Origin of the sequence: Bifidobacterium longum subsp. longum JCM 1217, from assembly GCF_000196555.1 — a bacterium.
GTDB classification, from domain to species: Bacteria; Actinomycetota; Actinomycetes; order Actinomycetales; family Bifidobacteriaceae; genus Bifidobacterium; species Bifidobacterium longum.
In genome coordinates, this window is record NC_015067.1 from 532,582 (window position 1) to 550,546 (window position 17,965).

At 61.6% G+C, this 17,965-nt stretch carries 8 protein-coding genes; all 8 read left to right on the forward strand.

Translation table 11 applies throughout. The features are described from left to right. The first annotated feature begins 89 nt into the window (after positions 1-89). A complete protein-coding gene (locus BLLJ_RS02135) occupies positions 90-4,400 on the forward strand; it encodes a PD-(D/E)XK nuclease family protein (RefSeq protein WP_013582411.1) in 4,311 nt (1,436 codons plus the stop codon). Then, on the forward strand, positions 4,397-8,428 hold the full coding sequence (locus BLLJ_RS02140; RefSeq protein WP_013582412.1) for an ATP-dependent DNA helicase: 4,032 nt from the start codon (positions 4,397-4,399) through the stop codon (positions 8,426-8,428). Before BLLJ_RS02135 ends, BLLJ_RS02140 begins: the two co-directional genes overlap by 4 nt. Before the next feature lie 211 nt (positions 8,429-8,639). Further along, positions 8,640-9,959, forward strand: a complete 1,320-nt coding sequence (locus BLLJ_RS02145) for an MFS transporter (protein ID WP_013140338.1) — start codon at positions 8,640-8,642, stop codon at positions 9,957-9,959. 335 nt (positions 9,960-10,294) lie between these two features. Beyond that, positions 10,295-11,050 (forward strand): 4-hydroxy-tetrahydrodipicolinate reductase, encoded by a 756-nt coding sequence (dapB, locus tag BLLJ_RS02150; protein ID WP_007051307.1) that lies wholly within the window; start codon positions 10,295-10,297, stop codon positions 11,048-11,050. 162 nt (positions 11,051-11,212) lie between these two features. Beyond that, positions 11,213-12,118 (forward strand): 4-hydroxy-tetrahydrodipicolinate synthase, encoded by a 906-nt coding sequence (gene dapA, locus BLLJ_RS02155; protein ID WP_012578306.1) that lies wholly within the window; start codon positions 11,213-11,215, stop codon positions 12,116-12,118. Between the two features lie 84 nt (positions 12,119-12,202). Beyond that, positions 12,203-14,053 (forward strand): ribonuclease J, encoded by a 1,851-nt coding sequence (locus tag BLLJ_RS02160; protein WP_007057778.1) that lies wholly within the window; start codon positions 12,203-12,205, stop codon positions 14,051-14,053. A gap of 41 nt (positions 14,054-14,094) precedes the next feature. Beyond that, positions 14,095-16,704, forward strand: a complete 2,610-nt coding sequence (gene pepN, locus BLLJ_RS02165; RefSeq protein ID WP_007053722.1) for an aminopeptidase N — start codon at positions 14,095-14,097, stop codon at positions 16,702-16,704. Between the two features lie 177 nt (positions 16,705-16,881). After that, positions 16,882-17,787, forward strand: a complete 906-nt coding sequence (locus BLLJ_RS02170; RefSeq protein ID WP_013582413.1) for a sulfite exporter TauE/SafE family protein — start codon at positions 16,882-16,884, stop codon at positions 17,785-17,787. Positions 17,788-17,965 lie beyond the last annotated feature (178 nt).

A 17,965-nucleotide genomic window follows, 5' to 3' on the forward strand; every position in this document is an offset into this window, starting at 1 on the left:
TTCTACAGGATACCGTCAAGGGTACGATTCTTCGTCGGGTTCGGTAAAATTTTTCCCTCTGTGACGGTCGGGTTTAGGCTGGAGCCATGATGACGAGACTTGAACCTGGAACAGTGCTGGACGGCATCGACCGTGATGGAGCGGCGAGGCTGATTGTCGGCACGCCTGGAAGCGGCAAAACTGAATTCGCCTTATCGGTGTTGATGGCGGGGCTGCGCCGCTACGGTGGCACGCAGGCGGTGATGGCCGTATCCGGCCGTGTGGCCGCCGACGCATTGGGCAATCGGGTGATTCGTGAGCTCGGGTTTTCCGTGCAGGCCAGGCCGGTCACCACGCTGGGTGCCGTGGCATTCCGGGCCATATCGGCTTTGCGCGAGGGAACTGGATTGCCGTCGCCTCGATTGCTGAACGGTGCGGAACAGGATGCTTTGCTGCGTCAAGTCATGGCCGTGCATCTGCGCCATGCCGTAGCGGGAGATGATTGCGGCACCTGTGATTTGCTGCGCGTCTACTTTGCCCAGGATGACTGGGCGAGACTCATACGCGATGCCGGTGCCGGCGAGATGCCCGGCTCGGCCGCTTCCGCACAATCAAGCCTCTCGCAACAAGGGTCGGATTCGCCGTCTCCGACGTCGGCAGGCGGCTCGACCAGCGCGGATAGGTTCACGCGAGGTATTTCAGATGCGTTTATCAGCCAGTTGCGCGATATGCTGGCCCGATTGGATGAGCTCGGTGTAGGCGTTCACGAAGAGCCACGTCTCTTGGACGCCGTGACGGAGGACGCGCGATTGTCGGTGCAATGGCGTTTGGCTTTCGCGTTGCGCCGTGAATATATTGCAGCCCAAAGCGCGGTATATCCGGGGCAATACCGTTTGGATGCCTCGTATTTGCTGGTGGCAGGCGCTCGTGTGGTGCGTGAGGCATTCGCCGCCGATCACGCGGATGATTCCGACCGGCCTATGTGTGTGGAGGCGTTGGGCTTGCCCCGGCTGCTGGTTGTGGATGATGTTCAAGACACCACGCTGGCCGGCATGCGCTTCTTGGAGGAGTTGGGGAATGCCGGCGTCAAGTTGGTGCTGGTCGGCAACCCGGATGAATCGGTGCAGACCTTCCGCGGATCGTATCCGGAATATCTGATGCGCCGTGCCGTGGAAGGGCGGCTGAAGGCCAAGGAAGAACAGCTGGTTGGCGGCAGTGCCGTCGCTGATCAGTCGCACATGACGATGGCTGATGTGATCGCGTCTCGTATTTCGCTGTCGATTCCCTCGCCGGAAGACGAGCCGCTGCCTCCGGCCGAGCGTCCCGGCAAGCTGACCGCCATACTGGGCGGAGTCGATGCAGCGAATTATCAGGCGGACGGCACGGTGACCGCCGGCCTGTACCGATCCTCACGTGAGGAGCTGGATGATGTGGTCTGGCGCATCAAGCGGGCGCATCTTGACCGGCATATTCGGTGGAACGACATGGCGGTCATCACCCACGACAATGCCGCCGTGCGGCTGTTCGGCGAACGACTGCGCCGAGATGGTGTACCGGTGCGGTATTCGTCGGTCACCCGTCCTTTGAAGGACGAGACTTTCGTGCAGGGATTGTTCGCGCTTGTGGAGCTTGCCCGATTGCGTGCCGAGGGGATGGCGGAATGCCAGATGACGTTGGCTTCCTGCGCGGCATATATAAGGACTAGAGTGGCCACGTTGATGAACGGCCCGTTGGTGAGTGCCGGGGCCAAACCCGGTCAGGGGCGTCCCGCAAGGCTTGCGCCGATCGAATCGGCCATGGGGTCGTTGGAGTCGCTGGCGCATCTCGCCACGGATGATGCCATGCTGACCTCTCTGACGACGGCATGGGAAACATTGCGTGAAACATACCATGAAACACGGCGTGAAACAGGTCGTGAAACATCCTCGTCAGTGGTTTCGACGTCAGCGGTTTCGTCGTCAGTGACTTCGTTGCCAGTGTCTGTCGAAATACTCGGTGAACCGTCCGGCGATGACTTGGCCTTTGGCGTTGACGCGCTGTACGTGATGCTTGCCATTGATGATGCCGCCGCGCCGGCGCAGGCTGCGCTCGCATCCATCCACGCGGTGCTCGGCAACGACCCTCAGGCCCGCGCTTTTGCGAACCTGTGGCATCTGGTGGGCAGCGTTGCTTCCGGCTTGGAGCGGCTGCCGGCAAGCCAGCGCGTACAGCCGCGCTATGCGCTGTCTGTTGCGTGGAACGCCACCGGTCTGGCACCGGTCTGGCAGCGTGCGGCATTATTCAACACGGCAGAGGGGCGTACGGCCAATGACCGGCTGGACGCGGCAATGCGCCTGTTCCAGTTCGCCGATGATTCCACCGCCAGTCGAGACATCACGTCATTCATGGCACAGGTTCGGGGCATGGAAGTGCAGGCCGATTCCTTGGCCCACATAGGACCGGTGGAAGACGCGGTGACATTGACTACGCCGGCAGGCGCGGCCGGACGCCACTGGGAATATGCGTGGATACCGGTGGTCCAGCAAGACGTGTGGCCGAACCTCGCCGGGCGCAACACCATGTTCGGTGGTGAAGACCTTGCCGAGCTCGTGCTGAGGGGAGCGCTTGAAGAAAGCGACAAAACCGGGCATGATCCGCGGTTCGCGGCTGTATTGTCGGGCGAGAAGAAGAGTTTCCTGGTCGCGCTGACCCGTGCACGGCGAATCATGATCAGCGCGGTATGGAACGACAGCATGAGCCCCTCGGACTTTCTCTTCGGGTATCTGCCGGAATACTATCCGCGCAACCGGCAACAGGCGCCTTTCACCACAGTGGGGGCACATGCGGGATTCGCCGAATATGATCTGGCCGGATTGGACGCCGACCCACGTGGGTTGGTCAGCGCCGCCCGCGCGGTTCTGGCCACTGCTCAACCGCAGCAGGCTGCCGCAAAGGACGCCGCGATTGCGTTGACACTCCTGTTAGAGCATGGTGTGCGCGCCGCAAATCCGCAGAGCTGGGCGTTTGTGGAATCGCCGGCCCAATCGGATAGCGCGTCATCTGGCGGTGCGTCATCTGGCGGTGCGTCATCTGGCGATACCTCATCTGACAGTGCCTCATCCGACAGCGCGTCATCTGGTGGTGTACAGCCTGACGGTATCCAAACAGGGAAAGGCAAGACGGATGCGCAGGCCGCGCCCATGGTCACCTTATCTCCATCGGCGGTCGACAGCCTATGGGCGTGCCCGGTGTGCTGGATGCTGGAGAACCGGTTCGCCGGTCCTCGCCCCAGCTCCGTGGCCACCAGTTTCGGAACCCTCATCCATGCGGTTGCGCAGCAAGGCAGCGAGGAAGGGCTGGACCATCTTTCCCACAATGCCCAGGCGTTGGCCGCACTGGGCTTGGACTCCACGGCCGGCGCGGAACGTCGCATCGAGGCTGTCTCGGCACGGCTTAATGCCATCTATCAGAGCAAACGTCCTGATCCGAATGCCATAGCCGACACCCGGAACCGCTATGAGGCCACCCGTAAGGACGAGTCCGCGGCGGATACCCTGCGCAACATCGCCGATTACTTTGTGCGCAGCGACGCCGATCCGGAAACGTATCTTGGCAAGAACTCCAGCAACTTCAGCATTGGCGCATTGGCCGGTGCCGAATGCGAACGGGAGTTTGCCGCACGATTCGATGTGCGTGACATACTCGACGCATACAATGCCGTGCCCGGCCTGCACCCAATCGGTCGGAACACGCTGGTCCGTCTGATGGGAGCACTGGTCGGAGGGTGGCCGGAAGGCATGGACGAGCATCTGACCGTGAGACTGTCCGGGCGCATCGACCGTATGGAAACCCGCGTACTCGCAGACGGCGGCGAATGCATTCGCCTCATTGACTACAAAACAGGCAGAACGCCCACGGTCAAACAGATTTTCAATGATTTGCAGCTCGTGTGCTATCAGCTTGGCCTCGTGTTCCCCGAAGACGGGCCGCGCGGTGCCAAGGCACTTGCCGCAATGCCGCATATCAGCCAAAGCGTGCTATTCCATGTCGGGCAGAATGCGGCACCAGCCAGAAGCTACGCTCCGGAAGGTGCCTTCCAGCCGCCGCTGTTCACTGATGGCTCGTTGAATGCCGAACCGTTCACGCCCCGATACTGGTATAAAGACCCCAACCGTTTCTTCGACATACCCGCCATAGATCCGGCTACTCCTCCCGAAGGTGTGAGTGCCGAAGCGTGGGCGCAATTCGCCGCGCTCGCCGGTACGCAGACGTTATGGTCGCTGACCATGATCGCCCGCGTATTCTATGCCGCGGCGGCCAGCAGATCAGCCATCATCGAGGCCCATCCGCAAGACACCCATATCGGATTCTGCCGTATGAAGAACGTCTGCCCTGCCTGTGCAGGCCAGATCGACACGATTTTCGAAACGAGGCAAGCATGAGCACGTTCACTCCCAGTGCGGAACAGGCCGCCATCATCGATGCGCCAGTCGATGCTGACGTATTGGTGGTTGCCGGTGCCGGTTCCGGCAAAACCTTTACGATGACCCAACGCATCATCGCGCTTATCAATCGAGGTGTGGCACCTGAACGCATCCTGGGCCTGACCTTCACACGCAAGGCCGCAGGCGAACTGCTGGAACGCGTCTCCGCCGCAGTGGCCGGTGATATGGCGGGCTCTACGACCGCCACGGTGTCTGATCGGGCATTCCTCAAGCCGGCCATTTTCACGTATGACGCCTTCTTCCAGACCATCGTGCGCCAATATGGACTGCTTGTCGGATTCGATCAGAACACGCAACCATTGAGCGCAGCCGGAGCGCTTCAACTGGCCACCGAAGTCATCGACAGTCACATGGATCTGGCGTTCAGTGAGGATTTTGGCGCCTTCTCCAGTTTGGCGAACCGTGTTCTGGCGTTGTCGGATGCCATTGGCAGTGCCATGATCGGTGCCGGCTGCACCAGCTTCGATGATGCGATCAATCGAGTACGGCAATGGGATTCGGCATTCATCAATCGATTGCAACAAGCCGTTGCAGACGAACCCATGCCCGAGGACGAGCCGAAAATCCCCAAGATCAAACGACTGAAGAAAGATACCGACGCCAGCTGGCAAGCCAAGCTCGATGACCGTGCCGAACATTTGCACGCCCGCTGCACCTATCATTGCGGTGCGCTGCTGGAGACCACACGCAAACGCGATATTCTGCTCCAGCTGGTGGAGGCCTATGCCCAAGCCAAGCGGGAACGCAATATGGCCGAATTCTCCGACTTCACCATTGCCGCGTATCAGCTTATCGAGCGCTTCCCCTCCATCGGAGAGCGTACGCGCCGCAGGTACAGCCACGTGCTGCTCGACGAATATCAGGACACCTCCACCACGCAGGCCGCTCTGCTGGCAGCACTGTTCCACGTGGATGCGTCACAGAGGTCCGCCGTCAACGCGGTGGGTGATCCGTTCCAGTCGATTTACGCATGGCGTGGTGCCAGCCCTGGTGCATTCCGTATGTTCCAGCAAGATTTCCACCTGCCTGCCGGATACAAGCCATTCCCGTTGTCCGTCACCAGGCGCAACAGCCGTATAGTGCTCGAAGCCGCCAATAATCTCACGCTGCCGTTGCGCTCCAATCCGTCGCGTCCCTCCAGCTCATTGATGCGTGAGGTCGATGTCTCATCGCTCGACCCCATGCCTGATGCCCCCGAAGGAACATTGGGAGTACTGGGCTTCGCCACGGCCGGGCAGGAGATCGACGCCGTAGTGCGTTTCTGCAAGACGGCCATCGCACGGCACCGTTCCGCAGCCGAACAACAGGAACAGATGCCGGGCGAACAGAAAGCGCCGGTCGCCGTGCTGTTTCGGTCCAAATCACATATGCCCGAATATCAGGCGGCATTGGAACAGGCCGGATTGACCACATTCGTGGTCGGCTATTCCGCGCTGCTGGAACGTCCGGAAATCCGCGATCTGATGGCGTTGCTGCACGTGGCCGCCGACCACACCGATACGGGATCGCTGATGCGCTTGCTGGCCACGCCACGATTCACCATGTCCGCAGCGGATTTGACCATGTTGGCCCGTTTTGCTGAAGAACAGAACATGGAACAACGCTTCCAAGCATTGGTGCAGGCCGGCCTTGCCCAACCGGATACACCAGCGAATGAATGGGCGGCTGTGGTGCGTGAGTACCGCGATCAGGTGGCCAATGCGGTATTCCTGCCAGACGTATTGCTACGCGGCGACCTGGTAAAACTGCTTGAACGGTTGAGCGCACACGGGCGCAACGCCATAACCTGGGCCGCGGTGATGCTCCGTCAGGTGCATGATGCCGTCGGGCGGCCACTGGGCGACGTGATTCGCGCCGGCATAGAAGCGTTGGATCTTGACATCGACACCGTATTGGCCGGTGTGCTGCATAATCCGCAGCACCGCGCCAATCCCGCTTTGGCGCATATGCCTATGGATGCGATTGTGGATTTGGTGGATACGTACACGCAAGAGATTGCCGCTGAGCAAACTCCCTCGTTGCATGGGTTCATCACATGGGTGGATCATCTGGCTTCGGTGGAGGATGAAGCCGCCAGTCTCCCCGACGCTCCGGTGGATGTGGAACTGATGACCGTACACCAGTCCAAAGGGTTGGAATGGGATGCCGTTGCGGTAGTGGGGCTTACCGCCGGCGGATTCCCCAGCAATCAGGGCGACCATCTCAAGATCGTGCTGGACGAACACCATACGGGAGGCACCGAGCAAGGTCACTGGACCGCACCCGAATATCATGAGACCGCCGACTCCTGGCTCACCAACCCCACCGCCGTGCCCGTGCCTATGCGCGCCGATGCCGGCATTTTGCCGCGATTCCCCCATGATGCCGATGTGGAAGCCGACCCCATCGCATCGTTGGCGGCTTTGGATGATGTGGAGCTTATCGATGATGAAGTGTTCGGCTCCATGCGCGAATTCGGCGATGGCGTGGAAGAAGTGGATGCATCCGGCTGGTATTTGACGCAGGCGGAGGAATATGGGCGTCGGCTGCATGCCGACGAACGTCGATTGATGTATGTGGCGCTTACCCGTGCGCGGGAAGATGCCCTGATGACCTATTGCGCCTATACGGGCGAATCCGGGCGGGACCCGTCAGTGGTGCCCAAAGGCTCTCGCGCCGCTCAGCCATCCAATTTCTGGCTTGAAGTGCATGACGCGCTCCAAGCCCGTGAACATGCGATATCGGCTCAGGACTGTGTGGAACGGCTGCAAACCGCCAATGCCGGGAAGCCCATGCTGATCTCGGCGCAAGGCGAAGCGATTGCCCCTCCCGAAGGGTTCTTTATCGGAGAGCATGCCGCGGCATACAGTGACGCCGTGGTGGGGGAGGCGTGGCAAACGCCGATTACGCAGACGAATGCCGCCGTCGAATTGCCGTGGCCGGCTACCCTCAGCGACGCGGTGCATGAACAGCTGTCACGCGGCATCGATGTCATCGCCGCAGATTCCTCGTCACTTGAGCAGCACCAAGACGCCGGCCCACTCCTGCAACGGGCACAATTGCTGGTGGACGACGCCGATTTGATGGCCGATGCCGCCAGCGGCCAGTCGCTTGATGAGGCAGTCAAAGCCAAGGCGCAACGCGTTCTGGCTGCAGGACGCCAGAACGTGACAAGCCTGCAAGCCCGCGTAGGTGGCATGAACGAACGGGAGGAGCGCCTCTACTGGCGTAGCATTATCCGCCCGATTCCGCGCATATCGTCTCCGGCGGCCGAGGCCGGCACGCAGTTCCATGCGTGGGCCGAGCAATTCATCAATGCCGGTAAGCCGGATGAAGCGGTACTGGCATATGAAGCCGAACCAAGCATGCCGCATACAGGTCAGGATGCGGGATTCGTTTCCCGGGAAGCCATGTTGGCCGATTTGGCCGAACGGGAGCGGCAATGCCGCAAGCCATCCACACGGCAGCCCGCTGTCCCACAGCCCACGGCTCAACAATCCGTATCCGCCGTATCCGCCGTATCCGCCACTTCCATAAGCAGCGACAATGCCACCGAGTCCAAGCTGGTGGCGTGGCAGCGCAGACTGGCCGAATCATCGTGGGCCAAGCGCATCCCGGCGTGGACGGAGCGTGCCATCGTCGTGGACGTGCCGGGCGTGGGCCTGGTCAATGGCAAACTCGATGCGGTATTCATCGGTGGACTTGACCCGTCCAGCACCACCGCACGCTTTACCGTGGTCGACTGGAAAACCGGTCGTCGGCCCACCAAGCCAGACGACATCACCCGCAAACTTGCCCAGCTCGACATGTACCGACTGCTGCTGGCAGCGGTCGAAGGTGTGGAATTGGACAGTATCGACGCCACTCTCTACTATGTCAGTGAGCCCGACGAGGGCTTGCGCGAGCTTCACGCCCGCGCGAAAACCAAACAGGAAATCCTTACCGAGTTGAGCTCCGGCATTCCCGAACAATCTGACAACGACTGAGCCCAAAGGCTCATGACCTGTACAGCATCGGACGGCCTTCACCGGTGGAGAGACCTTATGCATCGCAAGGCATCTCCGACGATGAAGACGACTGGCCACGTACCGGTCCGCGGTTGAAACGCACCGCGTGACGTTGCCCGGGAACCGCTACCCTCGGATGGCACGTGTGGGCGGGCGCACGTGCCGGACAACGCACCAGTAAGGAGTTATTGTGTCCACGACTCGCGCGGTTTCGAAGTCGTCCGCTGCCCACTCGCCCTACCAGCGCCTGTTCATGCTGCCCGGAGCCAAGGCGTTCTGCCTGTCCGGCGCGGTGGCACGATTGCCGATCTCCATGATGAGTCTCGGCATCGTTCTGGCGCTCAACCATCTCTACGACAATTGGACCATCGCCGGCACCATGAGCGCCGCCTATGTGCTGGCCATGAGCTGCGTCACCCCGTTCTACGCCCGCGCCTTCGACCGTTTCGGCCAAGCCCGCGTGGGCCGGCTTGCGCTCGCCGTGCAGATTGTGGCCATGCTCGCCTTCGCCTTCGCGGCGTTGGTGCGCGTGCCGATTCCGCTGCTGTTCGTCCTGGCCATCATCATGGGTCTGACGCAGTTCTCATTCGGCGCATTGGTCCGAACACGCTGGTCCTATGCGTTGCGCGGTGTGGAAGATGGTGAACAGCTGCTCAACACGGCCTACGCCATGGAAGCCGCCATTGACGAGATCGTCTTTATTCTGGGGCCGATTCTGGCGGCTTGGCTGGCCACCTCCGTGCATCCGGTATCCCAACTGTTCGTGCCCACCGTGGCATGCGGTATCGGCGGCACCATATTCTTCTCGCTGAAATCCACCCAGCCACCGGTTATCGTGGAACAGGTCACCGTGGCCGCGCACGATGACGGCAGCCCTGCTGCAAGCGAAGATGCCGACCAGCTGACCCTGCGCCAGCTCAAACGCAGCGGCGCCAAGCCCAAGAGCGTATTGCTCTATGCCGGCGTACTGCCGTTGCTCGCTGTGTTCATCGTGTTCAATATGAGCTTCACGTCCTTCGACGTGTCCATTACCGCCACCATGAAATCCATGGGACTTGAGCCCTTCCTCGGTCTGCAATTGGCGATGTTCGCGGTCGGCTCGTGCATCGGCGCGCTGGTGTTCGGCTCTTGCCGACTCAAAGGCTCCCATTGGGCGCATATGGTGATGTTCCTATCGCTGCTGACCGTCGGCTACGTGTTCTTCCGGCTGTCAATGGACAATCTCATCCTGCTGGGCGTCTTCGAAATCCTCGCCGGCCTGACCGTCTCGCCGACGTTCGCCACCGGCAACCTCATCGTCAAGGATCTGGTGCCGGCGGAATCCCTGACCGAAGGGCTGAGCTGGGTAACCACCGCAGGCACGGTCGGCACGTCGATCGGCTCGTCCGTGGCCGGCATTGTGCTTGACGCCTCCAACCCTCATGTGGGCATGATGCTGCCATTCATCTTCACGCTGGCGTCCGTGCCATTGGCGTTGGCCGGATGGGCCTTGGCCAAGCGGCGTGGGTGAAACGGGATCGGGCTACGCCCGATGGATGGTTGGCGGCTTCGCCGGGGTCTCTCCCTCAGTCCGCTTCGCGTCCAGCTCGAACGCAATTAATGATGGCTTTCAGCCAACTGAATTATTGCTCACTGTCGTTCGCCCTCACCTAAAAACGCCTCCGGCGTTTTCTTCACGGTTCGGCTCATCAGAGGGAGCTCGACTTCACGGTTCGGCTTGTCAGAGGGAGCTCGATTCTGTGGACGGGATATTGGCGTGAGGGCTTGGCGGTGATAGGCTGATTGCCGATTGGAAAACGTTCCGGGTACATTGCCGGGCAGGTACGGGTAGACAGGGAAGAAGACATGATCAAGGTTTCGGTGGTCGGAGCAAAGGGCCGCATGGGCTCGCACGTGGTCGAAGCGGTGAACAAGGCCGAGGATACGCAGCTGGCGCTCGCATTGGATGCCGGCGACGACCTGACCCAGGTCACCACCGACAACACCGATGTGGTCGTCGAATTCACCGTGCCGTCCGTCAGCCTGAACAACGTGCTGACCCTGATCGGCCAAGGTGTGGACGTGGTGGTCGGCACCACCGGCTGGACCGACGAGAAACTCGCCCAGGTCAAATCCGCCATCGCCAACGGCCCGAAGCCCGAAACCCAGAAGGTCTTCATCGCACCTAATTTCGCGATCTCCGCCGTGCTGGCCGACTACTTTGCCACCAAGGCCGCGAAATACTTCGAATCCGCCGAAGTCATCGAACTGCACCACCCCACCAAGGTGGACGCCCCCTCCGGCACCGCCATCCACACCGCCCACGGCATCGCCGAAGCACGCAAGGCCGCAGGACTCGCCCCCGTGCCGGACGCCACCGAAACCGATGGCGGCTCACGCGGCCAGGTGGTCGACGGCATCCACGTGCACGCCGTGCGTCTGCGCGGCCTCAACGCCCACGAGGAAGTGCTCTTCGGCAACGCCGGCGAGCAGCTGACCATTCGGGCCGACAGCTTCGACCGCACCAGCTTCATGCCCGGCGTCCTGCTTGCCGTGCGCAAGCTCGCCGGCGACGCTCCGGCCGGCCTGACCATCGGCCTCGACCACTTCCTCGACCTGTAATCGACCCGCAGTCGACCAGTAGTCGCCCCCGCATTTCAGGCAGGGAAGCGCGCCGGGACGCGCATCACGGCATTGCCACCGGCTCCGGTCATAATGCCACGCATTCAGCAACAATCAAGGTACGTAATATAAGAGTCCACAATGGGAAGTACGGTGAACACTATGAGCGAGCATGACATGCACCTTCTTGAGCCAGCACCTTTCGGCCGCATTCTGCCGGCTATGGTCACCCCGATGAAATCCGACGGCAGCGTCGATTTCGCCGCCGCGCAGAAGCTCGCCAAATACCTCGTCGCCGATGGCGCGGATGGTCTGGTGGTCAATGGCACCACCGGTGAATCGCCCGTCACCCATATGGATGAGAAGGTCGAGCTGGTCAGGGCCGTCAAGGAGGTCGTCGACGTTCCGGTGATTTCCGGCGCCGGCTCCAACGACACCGCACACACCGTGCGTATGGTCGAACAGACTCAGGAAGCGGGCGCCGACGCGGTGCTCGTCGTCATGCCTTACTATTCCCGCCCCTCGCAGGACGGTATCGTCGGCCACTACAAGGCCGTCGACGAATCCGCCGAAAAGCCGATCATCGTCTACGATGTTCCCGGCCGTACCGGCTTGAAGGTCAAGGTCGAAACCTACGACCGACTGGCCGGACTTGAACACGTCAAGGCTGTCAAGGACGCCACCGGCGATCTTGCAGCCGCAGTGGAGAAGCAGCAGCGCACCGGCCTCGCCTGGTATTCCGGCGATGACGGCCTGTTCCTGCCGTTCCTCTCCATCGGCGCCGTCGGCATCATTTCGGTGATTGCCCACGTCGCCTCCAACCCCATGCAGCAGCTTGTCCAGGCATTCGATCGCGGCGATATCACCACCGCCCGTCGCCTCGCCAACCAGCTCGCCCCCCTTGTCCACGCGTTGAATGGCGACGGCTATCAGGCCGTCATGGCCAAGGCTGCGCTCAAGGTCAAGGGCGTTATCCCCTCCACCACCATGCGTCTGCCGAACATCGGTCCCGACGCCACTCAGCTTGACAAGGCTGAAGAGGGCATGCGCGCTGCCGGACTGCTGTAAGCCCGAAACGCTGCATACGGGTTGCCAGCCCGCCGCCCCTGCATGACAGAGCAGAGGCACCACAACAGAAATCCCAAAAAGGTTATGGCACAAGAACAAAAGAAAACAAGCAAGAACACGAATTCTCGCCGTCGCGGTTCCGCGCGCGGCCGCAACACCAACGGATCCAACAGCCGTACGCCGTCCCGTAAGATCAACGCCACCCGGCAGGCCACCGCACCCCAGCAGGATGCCGTGCTGATCGCCCCGCCGAAGTACCGCAAGGGCTCCATGCGCATCACGCCGCTCGGCGGCTTGGGCGAAATCGGCCGCAACATGAACGTGATCGAATACAACGGTCACCTGCTGCTCATCGACTGCGGCGTGCTCTTCCCCGAGGAGGAGCAGCCGGGCGTGGATCTCATCCTGCCCGATTTCAGCTACATCAAGAACCGTCTCGACAAGGTCGACGCCCTGGTGCTCACCCACGGCCACGAGGACCACATCGGCGGCGTGCCCTACCTGCTCAAGCTGCGTCCGGACATCCCGCTGATCGGCTCCAAGCTGACCCTCGCCTTCGTGGACGCCAAGTGCAAGGAACACCACCAGAACCCCACCAAGGTTGAGGTTGCCGGCCGTGAGAAGCTCAAGGTGGGTCCCTTCGACCTCGAATTCGTCAACGTCACCCACTCCATCCCGGACGCCCTGGCCGTCTATGTCAAGACCCCGGCCGGCTCCCTGATCGACACGGGCGATATCAAGCTCGACCAGCTGCCGCTCGACCACCGCATCACCGACCTCGTCGAATTCGGCAAGATCGGCGAAAAGGGCGTGGACCTGCTGATGATGGACTCCACCAACGCCGAGGTGCCCGGCTTCGTCAAGCCCGAGACCTCCATCGGCCCGGCCCTTGACCAAGCGTTCGCCCAGGCCACCCGCAAAATCATCGTCGCCAGCTTCTCCTCCCACGTGCACCGTGTGCAGCAGGTGGTGGACGCCGCCCACAAGTACGGCCGCAAGGTCGTGTTCGTCGGCCGTTCGATGGTGCGCAACATGTCCATCGCCGCCGACCTCGGCTACCTGCACATCCCCGAAGGCACCGTCGTGGACCTGAAGCAGGCCAACGACATTCAGGACGACAAGCTCGTCTTCATGTGCACCGGCTCCCAGGGCGAACCGATGGCCGCACTCGGCCGCATCGCCGACGGCAACCACCGCGATATCCACATCAACGAGTTCGACACCGTGATTCTCGCCAGCTCCCTGATTCCAGGCAATGAGCACGGCGTCTACAAGGTGATCAACAAGCTCGTGCAGCTCGGCGCCAAGGTCGTCAACCGCGACAACGCCGCCGTGCACGTGTCCGGCCACTGCAACGAGGGCGAGCTGCTGTACATGTACAACATCGTCAAGCCCAAGTGCGCCATGCCGATCCACGGCGAAAACCGCCATCTGGTGGCCAACGGCCTGATCGCCGTCAAGACCGGCGTGGACCCGCAGAACGTGGTTTTGGCCGAAGACGGCGATGTGGTCGACCTGTACCACGGCAGGGCCGCGGTCGTCGGCTCCGTGCCGTGTGGTTACGTGTACGTCGATGGCGATTCCGTCGGCGAGCTGACCGATGACGAGCTGGAAAAGCGCCGCATTCTCGGCACCGAGGGCTTCGTCTCCGCGTTCGTGGTGGTCGACACCGACAATCACGAGGTCGTCACCGGCCCGAAGATCTACCTGAATGCCGTGGCCGAGGACGAAAGCGAGTTCGACAAGGTTCGTCACCAGATCGTCGAACAGCTCAACGACCAGATGATGCAGGGCACGCGCGACACCTACAAGCTGCAGCAGACCATGCGCCGCACGCTCGGCAGCTGGGTTGCGCGCCAGCTGCACCGCAAGCCGATGATCGTGCCCGTCGTGGCCGACATCGCCCAGGACGTCGAAACCGTAGAAACCAAGTAGTCCGGATTATCCAGGGACGACCGTAAGGAGTAATTGAAGTCATGCCCGGTTCTAATCTCACTCGTATTGAAGCCGAAGAACGTAAGGCCGTTATCGAAGCGCCGATTCACTATCACGTCGACCTTGACCTGACGGTCGGCGCGAAGAACTTCGGTTCCAAGTCGTTCATCTGCTTCAACGCGAAGCCTGGTTCGTCGACCTTCCTCGACCTGATCGCCGACGAAGTGACCTCCATCGACCTCAACGGCAAGTCCCTGGACCCGGCCGTGGCCTTCCAAGACAACCGCATCGAACTGACCGACCTCAAGGAGAAGAACGAGGTCACCGTCGAAGCCAGGTGCCGTTACTCCAACACTGGCGAGGGCCTGCACCGCTCGGTCGACCCGTCCGATGGCAACATCTACCTGTACTCCCAGTTCGAGGTGCCGGACGCTCGCCGCGTCTACGCCGTGTTCGACCAGCCTGACCTGAAGGCCACCTTCGACTTCAAGGTGCTCGCTCCCGCCAGCTGGATCGTCACCTCCAACATGCCGGTTGCCACCATCGAGGACGATCCGCGCGAAACCCTCGACGGCACCCTCGGCGACAAGCCGAACGAAAGCACCCGTCTGTGGGACTTCGAGCCGACCCCGGTGATGAGCTCCTACCTGACCGCCATCTGCGCCGGCCCGTACGCCGAATGGCACACCGAATACCTGAACGAAGACGGCCGTACCGTGCCAATGGCCCAGTACTGCCGACAGTCGTTGGCCAAGGCCTTCGCGAAGGACGTCGACTACCTGTTCGACATCACCAAGAAGGGCTTCGCGTTCTACGCCAAGACCTGGGGCGTGCCCTACCCGTACGCCAAGTTCGACCAGATCTACGTGCCCGAATACAACGCGGGCGCCATGGAGAACATCGGCATGGTCACCATCCGCGACTCCTACGTGTTCGAATCCAAGGTGACCGACGCGCTGGCCGAGCGCCGCGTGGTGACCGTGCTGCACGAGCTTGCGCACATGTGGTTCGGCGACTATGTGACCATGAAGTGGTGGAACGACCTGTGGCTCAACGAGTCCTTCGCTGAATTCACCTCCACGCTGGCCACTGCCGAAGCCACCGAATGGCATGACGCTTGGGCCACTTTCTGCTCCGGCGAGAAGAGCTGGGCGCTGCGCCAGGATCAGCTGCCCACCACGCACCCGATCGTCGCGCCGATCAACGACCTCAACGACACTTACGTCAACTTTGACGGCATCACCTACGCCAAGGGCGCCTCCGTGCTGAAGCAGCTGGCATTCTACGTGGGCCGCACGCAGTTCTTCGAAGGTATCCACAACTACCTGAACCGTCACGCCTACTCCAACGCCACCCTGGCCGACCTGCTGAGCGAACTGGAAAAGACCTCCGGCCGCGATCTCAAGGCCTGGAGCGCCAAGTGGCTGGAGGAATCCGGCATCAACACGATCGCCACTGGCCTGACCGTAAACGCGGACGGCACCATCGCCGAACTGAAGCTCACCCAGAGCGCGCCGGCCGAACACCCGGTGCTGCGCCCGCATCGCCTGGCCGTCGGCTTCTACAACGAAGACGCCGCAACCGGCAAGATCGTGCGCACCGAGCAGTTCGAACTCGATGTAGATGGCGAAACCACCATCGTCGAGGCCGCAGCCGGCAAGCCGCGCCCGGCATTCGTGCTGGTCAACGACGATGACCTGACCTACACCAAGATTCGTTTCGACGCCGAATCCCAGGCATTCGCCGAAGCCAACCTGCATCGTTTCGATGATGCCCTGGCCCGCGCCGTGACCTGGCTCGCCTTCTGGGATATGACCCGTGACGGCGAATTCCCGGCCGAACGCTTCGTGGACATGACCCTGCGTCTTCTGGCCACGGAAACCGAATCCACCACCTTCCGTTACGCGCTGGCCTGCATGAGCACCACCGCCCACCACTACGTGGCGCCCGCCCGCCGCGACGATGTGCTGCGCCACGTGGCCGCCGAACTGTGGACTCTGGCCAACGCCGCCGAAGCCGGCTCGGACACCCAGTTCCAGCTCGTCACCGCCTACTTGGGCTACGGTGAGGAGGGCGACGCCGCATTCGCCGCCAACGCACACGGTCTGCTGGACGGCACCGTGCGTCTTGAAGGCCTCGAAATCGACAACAACTTCACGTGGACCATCGTCCAAGCGCTCACCTCCGTCAACGAGATGACCAACGACGACGTGGACGCGCAGCTCGCCAAGAAGGAGACCACGGAAAACCGCGAGTTCGCCTACGGCGCCCGTGCCTCCATGGCCACCGCTGAGGCCAAGGAATGGGCTTGGGATCAGGCGCTCCACAACGACGAGCTGACCAACTCCCAGCTCGAGGCCGTGGCCCGTGGCTTCTCCGCCACCCCGCGCTCCGATCTGGCCGAGCCGTTCGCCGCCAAGTACTTCGAGACTGTGGACTGGGTCTGGGCCAACAAGACCTACCACATGGCCGACGCCCTGCTCAACGGCCTGTACCCGGGCTACGCCGATCCCGCCACGCTGGTCAAGCTCGGTGACGCCTGGCTGGACGAGCACATTGCCGCCGACAATGCCCTGAAGCGTCTGATCGTCGAAAACGTGGCATCCTCCCACCGCACCCTCAAGGTTCGCGAATACAACGAAGCGCTCTGATTTCCTTCTGGCTCCCCTCGGGCGCGAGGGGAGCTGTCGCCTCAGGCGACTGAGGGGAGTCGCTTCCGCGAGAAGCTACGTCCACATTCCAACATAAAACCCGCAACCAATCCTCAACAGCGTATTCTCGCTCAAGGCCGGCAATATGCCGGTCGATGAGCGACAAGGATACGGGGAATGATTGCGGGCTTTTCCATAACTTCATTACTGCTGATTCTGTTGGCCGGAATCGGCGCAGGATTCGTGGGCTATGCGGTAGGCGCATCGTCACTGGTCTCATACCCGGCCCTGCTCGCGTTCGGCATTCCGCCTGTATTGGCAAACGCTTCTAACACCGTTGGCGTGGTCGGCACGGGCATCGGTGGCGTGATGGGTGCGCGCAAAGAACTCAAAGGCCAAGCGGTACGCTCCATTACGTATGTGGTCATCGGCGCATTCGGCGGGGTGGCCGGTGCGTTTCTGTTGCTCAAACTCGACCCGAGTGTCTTTGAATTTGCCGCACCAGTGCTGATTTTGCTGAGCTCGCTGATCATCGCCATCAATCCGCGCGGCCGCATGCAGGCCAAGCAAGCCGCCGCGGATGCCACCGCGCAACTCAAGCACATCGAAGCCACTGAAGCCACTGAAGCCACTGAAGCCACTGAAGCCACTGAAGCCGCCAAGCGCGCAACCACCCCTACCGCACCTCACCGCCCGCCGGAACAACTCGTGCAGCCCATGAGTCAGGATTCCTGGTGGGTATGGCTGGGCGTAGCGGCGGTCGCCATCTACTCCGGCTACTTCGGCGCGGGCGCCGGTACCTTGGCTCTCGCCGTGCTTGATGCCGCCAAAATCGGCCCATTCCACAAGATCAATGCATTGAAAACCCTGATCGGCACAGGCGCGAACATCAGCGCCTCAGTGGTATTCATCATCCAAGGCGCGGTCGATTGGCCGGCCGCCATCATGCTGTGCATCGGATGCTTCATCGGCGGGTACATCGCCCCGTCCATCACCCGCAAGATTCCCGCAAACATCATGCGCGCCGCCGCCGTAATCGCCGGCATCATTCTTACCATCGATCTGGGGCTCAAAACCTATTGATTCGTGCCTTACACTGATGCAGTGAAGCATACAGCATGGCCGTCAACCGCAGCGTGGTCGCAGACCCCGATAAGGTGGCCAATGTCTGGCATTTGGCGACTGCGGAACCTGAGCGCCTAGAAACCAGCGCGGCAGGCGAAGCGGTGAACGACTTCCTCGATCCGCCAGACACGTCGCA

What these genes read in the sequence shown, in the direction of transcription:
- BLLJ_RS02135 (WP_013582411.1), top strand. Translation starts at nt 90, where the DNA reads ATGACGAGACTTGAACCTGGAACAGTGCTGGACGGCATCGACCGTGAT.
- BLLJ_RS02140 (WP_013582412.1), top strand. Translation starts at nt 4,397, where the DNA reads ATGAGCACGTTCACTCCCAGTGCGGAACAGGCCGCCATCATCGATGCG.
- dapB (WP_007051307.1), top strand. Translation starts at nt 10,295, where the DNA reads ATGATCAAGGTTTCGGTGGTCGGAGCAAAGGGCCGCATGGGCTCGCAC.
- dapA (WP_012578306.1), top strand. Translation starts at nt 11,213, where the DNA reads ATGAGCGAGCATGACATGCACCTTCTTGAGCCAGCACCTTTCGGCCGC.
- BLLJ_RS02160 (WP_007057778.1), top strand. Translation starts at nt 12,203, where the DNA reads ATGGCACAAGAACAAAAGAAAACAAGCAAGAACACGAATTCTCGCCGT.
- pepN (WP_007053722.1), top strand. Translation starts at nt 14,095, where the DNA reads ATGCCCGGTTCTAATCTCACTCGTATTGAAGCCGAAGAACGTAAGGCC.
- BLLJ_RS02170 (WP_013582413.1), top strand. Translation starts at nt 16,882, where the DNA reads ATGATTGCGGGCTTTTCCATAACTTCATTACTGCTGATTCTGTTGGCC.